Here is a 16,242-nt window from a genome sequence, read left to right as displayed (position 1 = left end):
GTACGAAAACGGGGCTGGCTTTAGGGGGGCTTGTGACATCCTGCAATGGCAAGGTTCTATCCGATGTCCTTGCTGATGGGCGCGACTCGCGAAGAATGGCGGCGGGCGGCAAGTTTTGCCTGAACGGTAGATCCACGGATTTTGACAAGAAGGCCCTGCGTGCCCTAGCAGCGCCACGAAAGCGCGGCCTGCGATTCCCGTCCTCTGCGGTATGTCAGAAGGTCGATGCGCCCCGAAATCAAGGTTTCTTAATAACATGGCTGGTCTGCCCTACATCGTCGGTAACTGGAAAATGAACGGCACGCGCGCGATGCTTAACGAGGCGCGCGCGATCGACCGGGCTGCCGCACGCTTCCCGAAGGTGCAGGTGGCGGTCGCGCCGCCGGCGACGTTGCTCTACCGCATCCGCGATGCGGTAGAACTGATCGGCGTTGGCGGGCAGGACTGCCGTGCGGAAGACAGCGGCGCCTTCACGGGCGACATTTCCGCGCCCATGCTCAAGGATGCGGGCGCGGATTTCACCATCGTCGGCCATTCCGAGCGCCGTACTCTCCACGGCGAGAGCGACGGCGACGTCAAGGCCAAGGCGGAGGCCGCGCTGTCGGCGGGCCTCGCGGTGATTCTCTGCGTCGGTGAAACCGAAGCGCAACGCGATGCGGGCGACGCCGAAGCCGTGGTCGCCGCGCAGCTCGAAGGTTCGTGCCCGCGCACGGACGGCGCGCCCGAGAAGCTTTCGGTCGCCTATGAGCCGGTATGGGCCATCGGCACGGGCCGCGTGCCCTCGATCGAGGACGTGGCCGCGATGCACCAGGCCATTCGTGACAAGCTCAAGGCCATTTACGGCGAGGGCGGTGCGGATGTGCGCATTCTCTATGGCGGTTCGGTCAAGGCGGACAACGCGAATGAACTGCTGTCCGTGCCGGAAGTGGGCGGAGCATTGGTGGGCGGTGCAAGCCTGACCGCGGAAAGTTTCCTCGCCATCGTTGGCGCTGCAGCTTCGCTGGGCAACGACTGACGACGGAAATGGGGCGAGAATGCCCCGAAAGTCGGCCGGGCAGCGGGCACTGTGCAGCTGCTTCGGCTGATGACTTGCGCAGAGACGGACTAGCGCCTATCTGCGCGACTTGAGATGCGGGCCTTGGCCCCCGAGAACACTGAGAAAAACGCACGATGTTTCTTTTCCTGACCGTGGTCCAGGCGATTGTCGCCCTCCTTCTCGTCGGCGTCATCCTGATGCAGAAGTCGGAAGGCGGCGGTCTCGGCGTGGGCGGCAGCCCCTCGGGCATCATGTCCGCACGCGGCGCGGCCAACTTCCTTACCCGCGCCACTGGAATTCTCGCTGCGGTTTTCGTGATTCTCTCGATCGTGCTTGCAGCGCTTGCGGTGAACGAAACCACGGGCCGCGATATCGATACTTCCCTTCAGCGCGAGACGGCTCCGGCCGCGCCCGCGCAGCCGGCCGATCCGCTCGCCGGCCCGGCGGCTCCCGCCGGGGCTCCGGCGGATGGCGCGAGCCCGGCTCCGGCCGGTGCCGCTCCTGCGGGCACGACTCCGGCCAATGATCCGCTTTCGGGTGCTGCCGGCCGGTAATCCGGCAGGGCACACTACGGCGCATCATCGTAACAGGAATGCCGTCTGGCTCTGGCAGGCGGCATTTCATTCGTTTTGAACTGTGGATTCAGGCACAGCGCTCTTGCGCTCGTGCCCCCATGCAATTTAAGGGCCGACTCCCATGGCGCGGCATATTTTTATCACCGGCGGCGTGGTCTCCTCGCTCGGCAAAGGTCTCATGGCGGCGAGCCTCGCGGCTCTCCTGCAGGCACGCGGTTACCGCGTCCGCATCCGCAAGTTCGATCCCTATCTGAACGTCGATCCGGGTACGATGAGCCCGTATCAGCACGGCGAAGTCTACGTCACTGACGACGGCGCCGAGACGGACCTCGATCTCGGCCATTACGAACGCTATACCGGCGTATCGGCGCGCCAGGCTGACAACATCACCTCTGGTCGTATCTACCAGGACATCATCGCCAAGGAGCGCCGCGGCGACTATCTGGGCGCCACCGTACAGGTGATCCCGCACGTCACTGACGCGATCAAGGACTTCGCGATGACGGAGACCGAGGATCTCGACTTCGTCCTGTGCGAAATCGGCGGCACCGTGGGCGATATCGAAGGACTGCCTTTCGTCGAGGCTCTGCGCCAGATGCGCAATGAACTCGGCCGTGAACAGACCTGTTTCGTGCACGTCACGCTGGTGCCCTACATCGCGGCAGCCGGCGAGTTGAAGACCAAGCCTACCCAGCACTCCGTGCGCGAGCTGACCGGCCTCGGCATCCAGCCCGATATCCTGCTGTGCCGCTGCGACCGGGAACTGCCGGAGAGTGAGCGCCGCAAGATCGCGCTGTTCTGCAACGTGCGTCCACAGGCGGTCATTCCCGCGCTTGACGCGCCGAACATCTACGCGGTGCCGCTGCAGTATCATCACGAGGGCCTCGACGCGGAAGTGCTTCATCACTTCGGCATGGCTTCCGAAGCCCCTGATCTTTCGCGCTGGAACGACATTACCGATCGCTTCGAATATCCCGAAGGTGAAGTCACCATCGGTGTCGTGGGCAAGTATGTCGGCCTTCAGGATGCCTACAAGTCGCTGAACGAGGCACTCGTTCATGGCGGCATGGCCAACCGGGTCAAGGTCAACGTTAACTGGATCGATGCCGAGATCTTCGAGAAGGAAGATTCCGAGATCGCCGCTGCCCTTGAGCCGATGCACGGCATTCTCGTGCCAGGCGGCTTCGGCGAACGTGGGACGGAGGGCAAGATCGCCTCGGTGCGCTTCGCGCGCGAGCGTGAAGTTCCCTTCTTCGGAATTTGCCTCGGCATGCAGATGGCCTGTATCGAAGGGGCCCGCTCTGCTGGTGTCGAAAAGGCCAACTCGACCGAGTTCGGCCCCACCGAGGAGCCCGTTGTCGGCATCATCACCGAGTGGATGGGCAAGGACGGCCTGGAAAAGCGCGCCGAAGGCGGCGATCTGGGCGGGACGATGCGTCTCGGAGCCTACAAGGCCGAGCTTTCGCCCAATAGCCACGTTGCCTCGATCTACAATGCGACCGAGATTTCGGAACGCCATCGTCACCGTTACGAGGTGAACGCTTCATATCGCGAAACGCTTGAAGGCAATGGACTGATCTTCTCCGGCATGTCGCCTGACGGTTTGCTGCCCGAGATCGTCGAGCGTCCGGATCATCCGTTCTTCGTGGGCGTGCAGTTCCACCCGGAGTACAAGTCGCGGCCGTTCGAACCGCATCCGCTTTTCGCGGGTTTCATCGCGGCAGCCTTGCGGCAGCGCGACTGGTCTGAGCCGGTAGCGGCCGAATTATGAAGAGGGGCGGGCTCGCAAGAGCCCGCCCCTCTTGATTCCGGATGTCCCGTTTCAGGTGAGTAGGGTGAGCAGCAGCGTGATCGTCCCGACCGAAAGCACTGTCGAGATCAGAATAACCCTGGCCGTAAGCGCACCTTCCCGGCGATGGAACTCGGCCAACATGAAGGGGCCGGTTCCGGTCGGCAGGGCGGCCAGGAGCACGGCGGCATTGCGCAGAGGTGCGGTCAGGGGGAAGACCCAGAGGGCGAGCGCCAGCGTGATCGCCGGGTAGACGAACAGCTTGAGAGCGACCAGCAGGGCGGTCATCCTCGCGCTGCCGGGTTCTGCTTCGCGCGGCTCGGCGAGGAACATGCCGAGGCAGACGAGGGCGCAAGGGCTTGCGGCCGATCCAAGCAGTTTGAGGAATGCATCGAGGGGCGCGGCAACGCCTATCCCGCTCGACATCACGGCAGCGCCGAGTAGCGGTGCCAATACGAGCGGATTGCGAAACAGTGCCTGTAGCACGCGCAGTACGATCAAGGGGCCAGCGCCGCCTGACTGGTTTCCGAATTCGATCAGTACGATGGCGACCGCAAAGAGCACACAGACGGTGTTGATCGTCGCGATCAGGGTGAGTGTCTGGGAGGCCGGCCCCAGCGTTGCCAGCAGCAGTGGAAAGCCGAGAAACGCTGCGTTGGAATAAGCGCCGTTGAGGCCATGGATTGCGGCATTGCCGATCTGTGCGCCGGCCAGTCGGCTGATGGCTACGGTAAGCGCGAAGAAGAAGAACGTGCTCAGCCCAAACACCGCGACGAAACCGGGCTGCCAGAGTTGGGCCGCGTCGGCCTTGGCTACGATATCGAAAAGCAGCGCAGGCAGGGCGAGATAGACCACGAAGCGGTTCAGTTCAGTCGTCGATTGCGTACTGAAGATGCCCAAGCGCCGCGTCAGCCAACCTGCGAATGTCAGGGCGAAGATCGGCAGTACGACCGACAGGATCGAAATCATGGAAAGGTGCGGCCCACTGCTTTGCAAAGCATGCGGATTAAGCGCTGGGCCTGGCCTGTCCATCGCTGTTTTAATTGCATCCCGTGCGAAGTGCGCAATTTACCATCAAAAAGGGCGGCCCGGGCATTTCCGGACCGCCCCCAATTCTGCAATTCACCCGGCTATTCAGGCGGCAGCGGAACCTTCTTCGGCGCTGCCCTCGACCACGGTGAGCGTATTGCCGCCAATCGCGATCTTCTTGGGCTTCATCGCCTCGGGCACTTCACGCACGAGGTCGATCACAAGGAGGCCGTCAGCAAGGTCAGCGGCATCGACGCGAACATAATCTGCCAGTTCGAAGCGTCGCTCGAACCCGCGCTGGGCGATGCCGACGTGCAGCATCTCGCCTTCGACGGATTCTTCGGGCTTGTGGCCCTTGACCACCAACAGGTTGGCCTGCGCAGTGATATCGATGTCGGCAGGCTTGAAACCGGCGACTGCCAGCGTGATGCGATAGGCATCGGCGCCGCGACGTTCGATATTGAAGGGGGGATATTTATCGCCCGGATTCACGCGGCCCTGGTTCTCGATCATGTCGAACAGGCGGTCGAAGCCGACCATGGTGCGGCGGTAGGGCGAAAAATCGATACGGTTCATGACAAAAATCCTCGCTTGAGCAATCTTCGTGTGAAGAGGCCCGGACTCCGGCGCCTCTTTGGCAAGCCATCCCCTTGGCGGGCCATGACTTGCATCCCTAGATATGATAGCGCGGCGCCCTTTCAAGGGTCGCAAAGAGATTGAAGGAACCGTATTCATGAGCCAGCCAAAGGTCGAGATCTACACCAAGTGGGGCTGCCCCTATTGCGTCATGGCCAAGTCGCTGCTCGACGGCAAAGGCGTGACCTACGAAGAGTATGACATCACGATGGGCGGGCCGAAGCGGGCCGAAATGGTTGAGCGGGTTCCCGGTGCCATGACCGTTCCCCAGGTGCTGGTGGACGATAAGCCCTACGGCGGTTTCGACGACATCAGCGCGCTGGACCGCGCCGGCAAGCTAGACCCCGTTCTCGGGCTCTGACCGGAATGCCCCGCGCCGCCCTGTTCCAGATGACCACGGGCATCCACCCCGACGTCAACGCTGCCGCGATCGTTTCCGCCCTTGCCGAGGCGAAGGCGGGCGGTGCGGTCATGGTCTTCACCCCCGAGATGTCCGGCCTGCTTGACCGCAAGCGCGAGCGTGCAGCCGTCAACATCGTCACGGAGGGCGAGGATCGGGTACTGGCCGCCGTGCGAGAGGCTGCGGCGCGTGAAGGGGTTTGGGTCCATCTCGGCTCGCTGGCCGTGCGTCCCGGAAACGATGGGCGCTACGCCAACCGCGCTTTCGTCATCGATGCCTCGGGCGGGATTCGCGCTCGCTATGACAAGATGCACATGTTCGACGTGGATCTGGCGACGGGCGAATCTTGGCGCGAATCGAATGCTTACGCGCCGGGCGACAAGGTGGTGACGGTGGAAACACCGCTTGGGCGCCTGGGTCTGGCGATTTGCTACGACGTCCGTTTCCCGGCGCTGTTCGAGGCGCTCGGCCGTGCGAGGTGCGATGTCATCGCCGCTCCGGCCGCATTTACCGTGCCTACCGGCCGGGCGCATTGGCACCTGATGCAGCGCGCACGGGCCGTGGAAGCAAGCGCTTTCATGCTCAGCGCAGCGCAAGTGGGCCATCACGAGGATGGGCGCGAGACTTACGGTCATTCGCTGGCGATCGACCCCTGGGGCGAGGTTCTGCTCGATATGGGCGGGGAAATGGCCGGTCTCGGCTTCGTCGATCTTGATCCGGGCCGCATCGCCGAAGTGCGCGCGCAGTTGCCAAGCCTTGCCAACCGCCGCGAGATCGCCAAATAGGCCGCGATGCCTATTGTCTTTGATCTCGAATGCCGTTCCGCGCATCACCGTTTCGAGGGCTGGTTCAAGTCCTCGGACGATTATGCGCGGCAGCAGGAACGGGGATTGCTGAGTTGTCCCCGTTGCGGGTCGGACGACGTTGGCAAGGCGGTTCAGGCGCCTCACCTGGCACGCAAGGGGAACCAGCGGGCCGCTGCGTCAGACGCACCGCCGCAGAAACCGGAAGGTTCCTCTGCGGTAGTGCCTTCAGAGCCGGCCTCGCTCCAGCAGGCGGAAGCAATCCCGCCGCAGGCGGTCGAACTGCTCCAGAAGCTTGCGCTGATGCAGGTCGAGGCGCTCAGGTCCAGTCGTTTTGTCGGTGAGACCTTCGTGGAAGATGCCCGGGCCATGCATTATGGCGAGCGCGATGCCGAAGTGATCCATGGCCGTGCCACGCCCGAGCAGGCGCAGGAGCTTATGGAGGAAGGCATTCCGGTCATGCCCTTGCCGTTTCCGGTAGTTCCGCCCGAACAGACCAATTGAACCAATTGCCAAGGCATTCGCCGCAAGCTAGGAGGCCCTCGAGTGCGCCCGTAGCTCAGCCGGATAGAGCACCAGATTCCTAATCTGGGGGCCATGGGTTCGAATCCCGTCGGGCGCACCAACAATAAAAGCCCCGCGATTTTCGCGGGCTTTTTTGTGGTTGAGGGTCAGGCTTTGAGCCTTGTGCCGTCAACCGCTTCACGGCCCAGTGCCGGATCGTCCGTGAAGAAAGCGTCGAGCCCCAGTTCAAGATACCGGCGGATTTCGGCGATGCTGCCTGCCGGGTTGCGTGCGGCATCGCCTGATGCGTTGCGAAAATCGGCGGGAAGAAAGTAATTTTCCGGCCTGAAAGTCCAACTGGAAACCAGAAGGCCGGCCTCGTGTGCGTTGGCGACCAGACCGCTGGGCTGGGCTGCAAGGCGATTGTCCTTGTCGCGCGGGACAAGGGCGAGGTTGTAGGGCGATATCCAATCCGCATAAGTCGCGATTTCAGCGAGGCCTGCCGGCTTATGGAGATCGTCGAAACTGGGGCCAGAGCCCTTTGCTGCAAGATCGGCCGGGCGCTTTGCACCGGGTACGGTGAGTTGCATGAGTTGGACGTTGCGGAGCCCATCAAGCCGCTCGCGCAGCCATTTCAGGTTCGATACCTCGAAGCTCTGGAGGATCACCGGGGCAGTGCAGAGGTATAGGCTGGCGTGGAGGCGGTCGAGAACGCGCTGCTCAAGCGGAATGCCGATAGTGGCAAAGTAGGTAGAGTGCTTGATCTCGGGAATGACGCCGATCAAGCGGCCGTGGGCACGGGCCTCGGCAGCGACGAACTCGGCGATTTCCTCGAAGGTAACGACCTGGAACTGGCCGTCGAACCCATGGCTCTCCGGCCGTAGCGGGCCGAGTCGTTCCCTTGCTCGCAGGCGCTTGATTTCATCAAGCGTGAAGTCCTCGGTGAACCAGCCTGTAACATTCTCGCCGTCGATGACTTTCGTGGCTTTCCGGCCTGCAAACTCTGGATGGTTGGCGACATCGGTTGTGTCGGCGATGTTGTTCTCGTGCCGGGCCACAAGAATGCCGTCCTTTGTGCAGACAAGGTCGGGTTCGATAAAGTCCGCGCCGTCTGCAATGGCCTTGGCGTAGGAGGCGAGCGTGTGTTCGGGGCGCAGCGCGCTGGCGCCGCGATGGCCGATCACCAGAGGCTTTGCCGGGCGCGGGGCCCTTGGTCTTGCGTTGCTTGCGGCTGCAAGCCCGTCAGGCACGATTGACGCTGCCATCCCGACAAGCGTCGCTCCGGCGCTGCCGCGGATCAGCGAGCGACGGGAAAGCGGAGATTCGATCATGCTGAAAACCTTCGGGAAACCGGCGCTGTTTCCGCCGGCTATTCAGGGCAGGTGACAGCATGACGACAGTTCCGGCATGAGTTTGCGTCAGTGACAGGAGACGCTGGGCTTCGCCTGCCACTGGTACGCATCCATAGTCTCTCCTCGCGGCAGATAGGTCAGCTTGCGCTTCTGGCCGTCCCTCTCGATGTCAAGGGTCAGGCTGGCGTCCTGATCGCCTTGCAGGCCGTCTTGCGGGAAACGGTTCAGGATGCGGTCACCGTTTTGCAGCCCTGCGGCCTCTGCGGCGGAGCCGGGCTTAAGACCTTTAACCACGCGGTCCGGGGTGACGAGGATCAGCGGATCAAACCCCAGGTCGAAGCGCTTGAGCGGCTTTGTAACCCGGTCGAAGCAGGGCCCAAAGGCGTCTGCTGAAGGCAACACGGTAAGACCCGCCAGCATCGCTTCGAAATCGGCGATGCCCCGGGCGCCAAGCTCTTGGCCCAGTAGTGTCTTCCAGAGCGCAAGGTCCATGGCATGGCCGGCGCGGCGCTCGGCAAGCATGCGGCGCACGAGATCGTCGAGCGAACGTTTTCCACCCGAGGCGGCGCGGATTTGCGCATCCACCGAGGCGAAGTAAAGCGAGCCGCGATCGTAGGGCAACACGCGGATGCGGGTGTCCTTCCAGAACCCTTCCGCGATACGGTCATTGGGAGTGCCGATCAGGGCGTTTGTATAGTAGCGTCCGGCCGTGGAGTTGAGGTCGTCGAGGAAGGCCTGCCGCGAAATCAGTCCGGCGCGATAAGGCAGCATGCGCTGATAATGGACAGCGAGACCTTCACCGAACCACGAAAGGCCGAGCCCGCCCGCCGCGTCCATCGAATCGCCGAGTGAGTTGATCCAGGCATGGACCATTTCATGCGCCAGCAGGCTTTCGAGGTCGGAGAGGGGCGTTTTTTCGCTGAAGGTAAAAGCGAAACTGTCGGTCAGGCCGATGCCGCTTCCGGGATTGAGCCGATTGGTTCGCGCAAACACCCCGAAGCTGGCTGGGCGCTGGTCGAAGAATTCTCCGTAGAATTTCTGAAGGCGGGCTGCCCAATCCATCAGTTGAGGCCCGGCGAAGCTGAATTGTCCCTGCCAGGCACCGAAGAATGTGCCCTTGGCGTAAGATCCGATGCGGCCGGCCATGTAGTATGTCCCGCCGATCTGGTCGGGCCGGAGAGGGCGGCTGCCATGGCTATTCCCGATCCCAAGGCTGGAGACGCCGCGTGCGTCCTTGCCTGCCCGCGCGAGGTCCCAGCTTACCGACAGGTCTCGGGCGCGTGCGTCGGCCGGCAGTATGAGAAAAGCGTTGCCTGCGCCGGACAGCCCGGCGTCGGCAGCCCGCAGTTCGTATTGCGGGCGTGCCATTTCAGGCTGGGCCGGGTCTACAGGCAAGCGGTAGGCGACAGTTACCGCGCCTTCGACCGGGCGCAGCGCTTTCCACGAGCGTTCGAGGTTGTCTCCGTCCCGCGCCGTGTCATGCATTTCGACCGGAATCAGGCCGCGGGTATCGGAGAAGACCAGACCTTGCAGGTTCCTCGCGGAAGTCTCCACGGTATTGGCGGTGACTGCAATGGCAGCAAGCGCGTCGCCTTGTGGAGGTGCTTCGAAGCGGATCGCCACGTCGAGACGTGTAAGCGCGCCCTGTTCATCGGCAACCGGCGCCAGTGCGATTGAAATTTCCGGCGCGGGGCCATCGGTCGCTTCGGCCGCCGTGGCGGAGGCGAGCGGTGTGGAGGAAAGAAGCGCGGCGAGCAGGGCGTTGCGAAGCGATGTCATGAAACGAGGCTAACAGGCTGTACCGAAGGAAAATGTGCAAAGAGCATCGCTTGCCGGCAGGCGTGCGCATGAAATATGCTAGGTGGGGATTTCAACCCGGCAACGACGGCAGCGGTAGCCGGTGCGTGCACTTGAGTTCCGAGAGCGTTGCCGTGGAGCGCACGTCCTCCACACCGGGCAGGCGGAGCAGGGTCCGGAACGTGAAGTTCTGGTACCAGGCGATGTTGGGGGCCAGGACTTTGAGCATCACGTCCATTTCACCGAACAGCGTGTAGGCTTCGAGGATTTCCGGTGTTGCCTCCACTGCGTGGACGAACCGGTCACGGTCGTCGTCCGACAGGCGAGACATCTTGAGCTGGGCGAAGATGAACATGCTTTCGCCGAACTTTTCACGGTCGAGGATCGCCACGGTGTGGCGCACATAACCCTCCTCCTTGAGCCGCTGCATGCGGCGCCAGCAGGGCGATTGGGAAAGCCCCACGCGGTCAGCGATCTCGCTGGAAGATTCGGAGGCGTCGATCTGAAGGCGATCGAGGATCTTCATGTCGAGCCGGTCAAGTTCGGCAGGCAAGATTATGCTCCCTGTTCTGGTTTGTTGGTTTGAACATGCCACGCAATTGCGCATGAGCGCAACAAAGGTCGAGATATTTCGCCGCAGCGCGCTATCAGTGATGCTTGAGGAGCCGATAGCCGGCAACAGGGACGGATCAGGGATATGAAACGGAGCGAACTGTCGATCTTCGATGCGGAGGACGTGCGCGCCCTGCTTGACTACCCTTCTTGCATCGAAGTCGTGCGGGAAGCGATGAAAGCGCTTTCGCGCGGTGAGACGCGCCAGTTGCTGCGAACGATGATCCACATGGGAGAGGGCCGGACTTTCGGCCTGATGCCCGGCGCACTTTCAGATCAGGGCATGTTCGGGGCAAAGCTCATCAGCGTCTTCGCCGAGCCGGACAACCCCGGCGTACGCCGCCATCGCGGCGTCGTGACCCTGTTTGAGCCGGTGGAGGGGCGCCCGGTCTGCGTCGCCGATGCCGAGGAGATCACGCATATCCGCACCGCTGCAGCAACGGCCGTCGGCACGGACGCATTGGCGCGTGAGGATGTGAAAGTACTGTTGCTGATGGGGACCGGCGGTCAGGTCCATTCCCACCTTGAGGCGCTGCCGCTGGTGCGCCGTTTCGAACGCATTCTCATCTGGGGCCGCGATGCCGCGAAAGCGCAGGCCGTCGTCGATGCCTGGAGCGGGCGCCTACCTGTGGAAGTGGCTTTCGATGCCAGGACCGCAGCGGCCGAAGCAGATGTGATCTGCACGCTGACCGGCGCCCGGCAGCCGATCCTGCTCGGCGAATGGGTGCGCGCAGGAACGCATGTCAATATCGTGGGATCAAGCGGCCCGGGCCCGGTCGAGGTCGACAATGCACTGGTCCTGGCCGCCCGCTTCATCGCCGACAGCAAGGCCTCCGCGCTCGATGCGGCAGCGGAATTCCTGGTGGCCAGGGCGGCGGGCGTCGTGAGTGACGATCACATCGTTGCCGAAATCGGTGAAGTGCTGCTTGGGCGCGCCTCCGGTCGGCGCAGTGCCGACGAAATCACCGTTTACAAGTCGCTCGGCCATGCGGTGCAGGATCTTGCATCCGCTGCCCATATCTTTCACGCAAGCCGGAATTCGAACTGATGCACCTGAAACGAACTGCGGCCCTGCGCTTGCTCGCCTGTTCCACGATCGCACTTTCAGCCGGCGCACTTCACGCCGAGGCCGAGCGCTTCGCGGTGATCGACAATGGCGAGAACGTCGGCCACGTTTATGCGGACGTTCAGGGCAATACCGTCTCGATCGACCATGACGTCAAGAGCAATGGCCGAGGCCCGACCATGCACGAGGCGATCGTGCTCGACGACAATGGCCTGCCCACGAGTTGGACCCTTCAGGGTACCTCGACGTTCGGCAACAAGGTGGACGAGCAGTTCACTGCCAGAGGCAAGCGCCTGTCCTGGGTCGATACGACCGGCAAGGGCGCCATGCAGGCCAAGTTACCCACGCTCTATGTCGCGCAGGAAGGAAGCCCGTTCTCGCTCGGCATCTATGCCCGCGCATTGCTGGCGGATAGCGATCATGCCTTGCCGGCAGCCCCCGGCGGCACGCTTTCGCTGGAAGAGGAAGCGCCGGTCTCGCTGGGCGCCACTGCCTATCGCGCCTTCCTCGTCAAAGGTATCGGTCTTACGCCGAGCGCCATCCTGCTCGATGACAAGGGCGCTCTGGTGGCGGCCTATTCGCCGACCAATGCCACCGTCCGCGAAAGTCTTGCGCCTTATGCCGGCGAACTGGCGAAAATCGCGGCAGAGCGTTCGGCTGCCCGTTTCGCCGCGATCCAGAAAAAGGTCGCGCATAACTACGACGCGCCGATCCGCATCCGTGACGTGCGAGTCTTCGATCCGGCCAGCGGCAAGCTGGGCGATCCGGTTTCGATAGTCGTGTTCGGAGACAAGATCGCCTCGGTCGAACCGCTCGACAGCCCTGCCTCGCCCGGCGAGGCCACGGTCGAAGGTGCGGGAAGGGTGGTCATCCCCGGGCTGCATGACATGCATGCTCACGTCTCGCTCCAATCGGCATTGCTGTACATCGCCTCGGGCGTGACCAGCGTGCGCGACATGGGCAACGAGAACGCCTTCCTGATCGACCTGACTCGCCGCATCGATGCGGGCGAAGTGGCGGGGCCACGCATCGTGCGCAATGGCTTCCTCGAAGGGCGAAGCCCCTACAGTTCGCGCAACGGCTTCATCGCCGGTAGCGAGGCCGAGGCGCTCGACGCGGTGCGCTGGTACGGTGCGCGCGGCTACTGGCAGGTGAAGATCTATAACAGCTTCAATCCCGAATGGGTGCCCAGCGTGGTCAGGGAAGCCAAGCGGCGCGGCATGGGGGTAACCGGGCATATCCCGGCCTTTACGAATGCCGATGCGATGATCGCGGCGGGTTATGACGAAGTGACGCACATCAACCAGCTCATGCTGGGCTGGGTGCTCGATCCCAAGGAAGATACCCGCACGCCGCTGCGGCTCACGCCATGCGGCGGACGGCAGGGCTGGACATCACCTCGCCGCGCGTCGCTTCGACGCTCGACACTATGCAGGCGAAGCACATCGCGCTCGATCCTACGGCAGTGACGCTCGAACTGCTGATGATGAGCCGGGACGGCAAGATCAGTCCGGCCGTCGCGGGCTATTTCGATCATCTGCCGGTTGGCGTGCAGCGCAATCGCCGCCAGGGCATTGCCCCGATCAAGACGCCCGAGGATGCCGCCGGTTACGACGGCGCCTTCGTGACGATCAAGGCGCTGCTGCGCGACATGCACAGGCGCGGCATCACGCTCCTGCCGGGGACCGACGATGCCACGGGCCTGTCGGTCCACCGCGAGTTGCAGATCTACGCGGAGGCTGGGCTTCCCGTGGCCGATGTGTTGAAGATCGGCACGCTTGGACCGGAACAGTACATGCATCGCGACCAGTCCTATGGCTCGGTCGAAAAGGGCAAGTATGCCGACTTCGTGTTGCTTGACGGAAACCCGCTGGAGGATCTCTCGGCGATCCACCGCATGGCCATGGTCGTGAAGGGTGGGACGGTGTACTTCCCGTCGGAAATCTGGGGCGAGGTGGGCGTGAAGCCTTTTGCGGAGCCGCCCAAGGTCGTTGCACCGGCAGCAGCCGCGAAGCCCGTCGCGCTGATGGGCGGATCGGGAGCGGAGGCGCACGAGGACTTCGCGTTCTGAACGAAAAGAGGCAGGGGGCGTCGCCACCTGCCTCTTTTCTCGTAAACCGGTTTTTGAGCTTCTAGCTGCGCCGACGGGCGAAGTACCATACCGCGCCCAGGAAGCCCCAGCCCAGCAGAAGGACATAGGGCCGCCAATCCGCTTCGAGGCCGATCACGATGAGGGCAAGCGCGCAGACCGTACCGGCGCAGCCCAGTGTCATCATCACGCCGCGTGCCGGACGGAACCCTGCGCCGCTGTGCAGTTCGGGATAGCTCCTCGCCACTCGTGCGGCGGACAGGCAGATGCTGCCATACTTCACGAGATTGGGGATGTTGACCGCGAGGAAGAGGAAGGTCAGTTCCATCGGCATCTGCAGGCCGGCACAGCCGATTCCGAAGACGGTGAACAGTGCCACGTGCGGCACGTGCGAGCGGGGATGGACGCTGGCGATCGCCCGGGGCAGAACTCCCGCTTCGGCCATCGCGAAAAGGCTGCGGCTGAACATCGTGAAGATGGAATTCAGGCTGGTGCCGATCGCGGCGATGGCGGCCAGCACGATCGCCGGCACGGCGAGCGGTCCCATGAAGCGACTGGCGGTTTCGAGGATCGGCGCTTCGCTGCCGGCCAGCGTGGCGGGGCCGAGCACGGTCAGCGCCACGAAGGCTACGGCGACGTAGAGAACCGTGGCCGAACCAATGGCGACCGCGATCCCGATCGGGATGTTGCGGCGGCTGTTGGCCACTTCGCCGCCCGCTTCCGTCGCTGCCTCGATGCCGAAGAACAGACCCATGAGAAGAGGCGCGGCGGCAAAGGCGCCGTGCAGTCCGCGCGGCAGGAACGGTTCGAGCCGGGCCGGCTCGGACACGGTGATGCCGCCCCAGATCACGAACAGGCCGAACAACAGAATCAGCCCGCCGACCATAACAGTTTGCGCGCGGGTGGCGACATGGACGCCGACCAGATTGGCGAGCAACGCCAGTACCAGTACCGCGAACATTGTCGGCTTGACCGGTAGCGGCACGAGCATCGAGACGTATCGGACCAGCACCAGCGCCAGCACGACCATTGCCCCCATGTTGGCGATGATCCGCATCCAGGCGATGAAGAACCCGAGTGTCGGGTGAAGATAGCGCGATGGCCAGACGAAGCTTGCGCCGGAAACCGGATCGGCAGAGCCCAGGTAGGCATAGCTGACGGCGATGAGGTACATCGGCAGCGCCGCGATCACCACCGATAGCAACATTCCCGGTCCGGCGAGCGCGGTGGCGGGGGAGACGGCCGAGAAGATCGAAACACCGACTGCCGTGCCAAGCCCCAGCGAGACCACGCCCCACAGGCCGATGCCCTTGCGCAAGGCATGTTCAGCATCACTCACTTTTGCGCCCCCCGGCAGCTATCCGCATTGATGAAATCGACGAGATCCGACTGGAACCGCGCGCGGCTGCCATCGTCGGAATAGAATACATGGCCGCCGACATAACGCTCGTTGCGATAGCGCGTCTTCGGCAGGCTGGATTGTGCGAAGAGGTAATCGGCCGCGCCGATGGTCGTGGTGGTATCGTAGATCCCGGTGCCGACGAAAAGCCGCAGGCAAGCGTTGGTTGCCGCGTGGCGCTCGACCACGGACATGAACGGCCAGTCGGCGAAAGGCGAATCCTCTGCGCCATAGCTCCATCCGCCTTCGAAGCGGGCGATCACCTTGTAGGTATCGGCGCCGGGAGCTTTGAGCGTGTCGCCCAGATAGACGGTCATCGCCTTGCCGAAAATGTCCGAGATCGACGATGAGGGATCGCCCGGCATCATCGTCGTCACGTTTGCGGGACGATCGGCGAGATAGCGGGCATCGTAACGACCCATGACCTTGCCTTTTGCACGCAGCAGTTCGACGCGAAAGCGTTCCTTGGAAATGCGCAGGTCGTTTGCGAGGTAGAAAGCGGCCGGAATGCCGGTCAGTTCGGCAAGCCGTGCAGCGAGCCGATCACGCTCGTCCTGAGGCAGGTCTCGGCCGCGATAGAGGGCGGGAAGGTAGTCCTCGCGGGCGAAGCTTGCCGCCGCGTCGGTCACGCCTGCCGCCGTGCAGGGCGCTTTCACCATGCCGTGGTAGCAGGCGATGGCGGCCAGCGTTGGCAGCGATACGGCGTAAGTCACGACGTTGTCGGGGCGCTGCGAGGTCTCGATCATGTTGAGCGCCTGCCCCAGCAGGACGACGCCGCGCACGTTCGCAGCCAGGCCCTGCCGGTCCAGCGCATCGAGCATCGCAACCGCGCGGATCGTGCCGTAGCTTTCGCCGAGGATATAGAACGGTGAGTGATGCCGCCCGTGGCTGGTGAGCCATTGGCGCAAGACATCCGCCGCCGCATTCGCATCGCCCTCAACCGTGCTGTAAGGCGCGCCTGCCGCACCGGCGGGGCGCTCCGAAAATCCCGTGCCGGGTGGATCGATGAAGACCACGTCGCCACGTCATAGAGTTTTGACGGGCCGGGCAGGGTGCCGCCGGCGCCGCGTTCGTATCGGCAGGGTCTTGCGGAACATGCGCGAGCACGGGGCCGAGCAGGCCCATGTGGAGATAGGCGGCCGAAGCGCCGGGTCC

Annotated in this window: 16 protein-coding genes and 1 tRNA gene; 10 read left to right on the top strand and 7 right to left on the bottom strand. The window is 63.3% G+C overall.

Translation table 11 applies throughout. From position 1 onward, the window contains the following. Positions 1-256 precede the first annotated feature (256 nt). The 3 genes from tpiA to ADT71_RS13605 all read left to right on the top strand — a co-directional run bounded on the left by tpiA (position 257) and on the right by ADT71_RS13605 (position 3,382). Positions 257-1,015: a triose-phosphate isomerase gene (tpiA, locus tag ADT71_RS13615; RefSeq protein ID WP_054437602.1), complete on the top strand. Its 759-nt coding sequence runs from the start codon at positions 257-259 to the stop codon at positions 1,013-1,015. A gap of 155 nt (positions 1,016-1,170) precedes the next feature. Further along, positions 1,171-1,590, top strand: a complete 420-nt coding sequence (secG, locus tag ADT71_RS13610) for a preprotein translocase subunit SecG (protein ID WP_054437599.1) — start codon at positions 1,171-1,173, stop codon at positions 1,588-1,590. A gap of 142 nt (positions 1,591-1,732) precedes the next feature. Next, positions 1,733-3,382 carry a CTP synthase gene (locus tag ADT71_RS13605; protein WP_054437598.1) on the top strand — a complete coding sequence of 550 codons (1,650 nt, stop codon included), beginning with the start codon at positions 1,733-1,735 and terminating at the stop codon, positions 3,380-3,382. Between the two features lie 51 nt (positions 3,383-3,433). On the opposite strand, the gene ADT71_RS13600 is transcribed toward ADT71_RS13605, so the two are convergent. Then, positions 3,434-4,369 (bottom strand): AEC family transporter, encoded by a 936-nt coding sequence (locus tag ADT71_RS13600; RefSeq protein WP_054437597.1) that lies wholly within the window; start codon positions 4,367-4,369, stop codon positions 3,434-3,436. A gap of 165 nt (positions 4,370-4,534) precedes the next feature. Next, positions 4,535-5,005: an Hsp20 family protein gene (locus ADT71_RS13595; RefSeq protein ID WP_054437593.1), complete on the bottom strand. Its 471-nt coding sequence runs from the start codon at positions 5,003-5,005 to the stop codon at positions 4,535-4,537. 157 nt (positions 5,006-5,162) lie between these two features. On the opposite strand from ADT71_RS13595, the gene grxC reads away from it, so the two are divergent. The 4 genes from grxC to ADT71_RS13575 all read left to right on the top strand — a co-directional run bounded on the left by grxC (position 5,163) and on the right by ADT71_RS13575 (position 6,893). After that, positions 5,163-5,426, top strand: coding sequence for a glutaredoxin 3 (grxC, locus tag ADT71_RS13590; protein WP_054437682.1), 264 nt, complete (start codon positions 5,163-5,165; stop codon positions 5,424-5,426). Between the two features lie 5 nt (positions 5,427-5,431). Beyond that, the gene (locus ADT71_RS13585) at positions 5,432-6,250 is read left to right on the top strand and encodes a carbon-nitrogen hydrolase family protein (protein WP_054437592.1); all 819 of its coding nucleotides are present in this window, start codon (positions 5,432-5,434) and stop codon (positions 6,248-6,250) included. A 6-nt stretch (positions 6,251-6,256) separates the two neighbouring features. Continuing rightward, positions 6,257-6,772 carry a DUF1178 family protein gene (locus ADT71_RS13580; RefSeq protein WP_054437591.1) on the top strand — a complete coding sequence of 172 codons (516 nt, stop codon included), beginning with the start codon at positions 6,257-6,259 and terminating at the stop codon, positions 6,770-6,772. Between the two features lie 44 nt (positions 6,773-6,816). Then, a tRNA-Arg gene (locus tag ADT71_RS13575) sits at positions 6,817-6,893 on the top strand. Between the two features lie 46 nt (positions 6,894-6,939). On the opposite strand, the gene ADT71_RS13570 is transcribed toward ADT71_RS13575, so the two are convergent. The 3 genes from ADT71_RS13570 to ADT71_RS13560 all read right to left on the bottom strand — a co-directional run bounded on the left by ADT71_RS13570 (position 6,940) and on the right by ADT71_RS13560 (position 10,474). Then, positions 6,940-8,103, bottom strand: coding sequence for a glycerophosphodiester phosphodiesterase (locus tag ADT71_RS13570; protein WP_054437590.1), 1,164 nt, complete (start codon positions 8,101-8,103; stop codon positions 6,940-6,942). A gap of 87 nt (positions 8,104-8,190) precedes the next feature. Next, entirely contained in the window at positions 8,191-9,903 is a 1,713-nt protein-coding gene (locus ADT71_RS13565) for a peptidase M61 (protein ID WP_054437589.1), read from the bottom strand. A 91-nt stretch (positions 9,904-9,994) separates the two neighbouring features. Next, complete coding sequence (locus ADT71_RS13560) at positions 9,995-10,474, bottom strand: Lrp/AsnC family transcriptional regulator (protein WP_231635872.1); 480 nt, start codon at positions 10,472-10,474, stop codon at positions 9,995-9,997. 144 nt (positions 10,475-10,618) lie between these two features. On the opposite strand from ADT71_RS13560, the gene ADT71_RS13555 reads away from it, so the two are divergent. Genes ADT71_RS13555 through ADT71_RS33640 form a run of 3 tightly spaced genes read left to right on the top strand, consistent with a single transcriptional unit; the run spans position 10,619 to position 13,670 of the window. Continuing rightward, positions 10,619-11,581 (top strand): ornithine cyclodeaminase family protein, encoded by a 963-nt coding sequence (locus ADT71_RS13555; RefSeq protein ID WP_054437588.1) that lies wholly within the window; start codon positions 10,619-10,621, stop codon positions 11,579-11,581. Then, positions 11,581-13,068: a hypothetical protein gene (locus ADT71_RS13550; RefSeq protein ID WP_231635871.1), complete on the top strand. Its 1,488-nt coding sequence runs from the start codon at positions 11,581-11,583 to the stop codon at positions 13,066-13,068. Before ADT71_RS13555 ends, ADT71_RS13550 begins: the two co-directional genes overlap by 1 nt. Further along, positions 13,029-13,670, top strand: coding sequence for an amidohydrolase family protein (locus tag ADT71_RS33640; RefSeq protein WP_231635870.1), 642 nt, complete (start codon positions 13,029-13,031; stop codon positions 13,668-13,670). Before ADT71_RS13550 ends, ADT71_RS33640 begins: the two co-directional genes overlap by 40 nt. 61 nt (positions 13,671-13,731) lie before the next feature. Here ADT71_RS33640 and ADT71_RS13545 read toward each other — a convergent pair whose 3' ends face one another. Together ADT71_RS13545 and ADT71_RS13540 are read right to left on the bottom strand one after the other, a co-directional pair. Then, positions 13,732-15,027, bottom strand: a complete 1,296-nt coding sequence (locus ADT71_RS13545) for an APC family permease (RefSeq protein WP_054437587.1) — start codon at positions 15,025-15,027, stop codon at positions 13,732-13,734. Further along, positions 15,024-16,103, bottom strand: a complete 1,080-nt coding sequence (locus tag ADT71_RS13540) for a hypothetical protein (protein WP_054437586.1) — start codon at positions 16,101-16,103, stop codon at positions 15,024-15,026. Before ADT71_RS13540 ends, ADT71_RS13545 begins: the two co-directional genes overlap by 4 nt. Positions 16,104-16,242 lie beyond the last annotated feature (139 nt).

Source organism: Novosphingobium sp. ST904 (genome assembly GCF_001298105.1).
Classification (GTDB): domain Bacteria; phylum Pseudomonadota; class Alphaproteobacteria; order Sphingomonadales; family Sphingomonadaceae; genus Novosphingobium.
This window is presented reverse-complemented; position numbering and strand designations above follow the sequence as displayed.

What these genes read in the sequence shown, in the direction of transcription:
- tpiA (WP_054437602.1), top strand. Translation starts at nt 257, where the DNA reads ATGGCTGGTCTGCCCTACATCGTCGGTAACTGGAAAATGAACGGCACG.
- secG (WP_054437599.1), top strand. Translation starts at nt 1,171, where the DNA reads ATGTTTCTTTTCCTGACCGTGGTCCAGGCGATTGTCGCCCTCCTTCTC.
- ADT71_RS13605 (WP_054437598.1), top strand. Translation starts at nt 1,733, where the DNA reads ATGGCGCGGCATATTTTTATCACCGGCGGCGTGGTCTCCTCGCTCGGC.
- ADT71_RS13600 (WP_054437597.1), bottom strand. Translation starts at nt 4,369, where the DNA reads ATGATTTCGATCCTGTCGGTCGTACTGCCGATCTTCGCCCTGACATTC.
- ADT71_RS13595 (WP_054437593.1), bottom strand. Translation starts at nt 5,005, where the DNA reads ATGAACCGTATCGATTTTTCGCCCTACCGCCGCACCATGGTCGGCTTC.
- grxC (WP_054437682.1), top strand. Translation starts at nt 5,163, where the DNA reads ATGAGCCAGCCAAAGGTCGAGATCTACACCAAGTGGGGCTGCCCCTAT.
- ADT71_RS13585 (WP_054437592.1), top strand. Translation starts at nt 5,432, where the DNA reads ATGCCCCGCGCCGCCCTGTTCCAGATGACCACGGGCATCCACCCCGAC.
- ADT71_RS13580 (WP_054437591.1), top strand. Translation starts at nt 6,257, where the DNA reads ATGCCTATTGTCTTTGATCTCGAATGCCGTTCCGCGCATCACCGTTTC.
- ADT71_RS13570 (WP_054437590.1), bottom strand. Translation starts at nt 8,103, where the DNA reads ATGATCGAATCTCCGCTTTCCCGTCGCTCGCTGATCCGCGGCAGCGCC.
- ADT71_RS13565 (WP_054437589.1), bottom strand. Translation starts at nt 9,903, where the DNA reads ATGACATCGCTTCGCAACGCCCTGCTCGCCGCGCTTCTTTCCTCCACA.
- ADT71_RS13555 (WP_054437588.1), top strand. Translation starts at nt 10,619, where the DNA reads ATGAAACGGAGCGAACTGTCGATCTTCGATGCGGAGGACGTGCGCGCC.
- ADT71_RS13550 (WP_231635871.1), top strand. Translation starts at nt 11,581, where the DNA reads ATGCACCTGAAACGAACTGCGGCCCTGCGCTTGCTCGCCTGTTCCACG.
- ADT71_RS33640 (WP_231635870.1), top strand. Translation starts at nt 13,029, where the DNA reads ATGCAGGCGAAGCACATCGCGCTCGATCCTACGGCAGTGACGCTCGAA.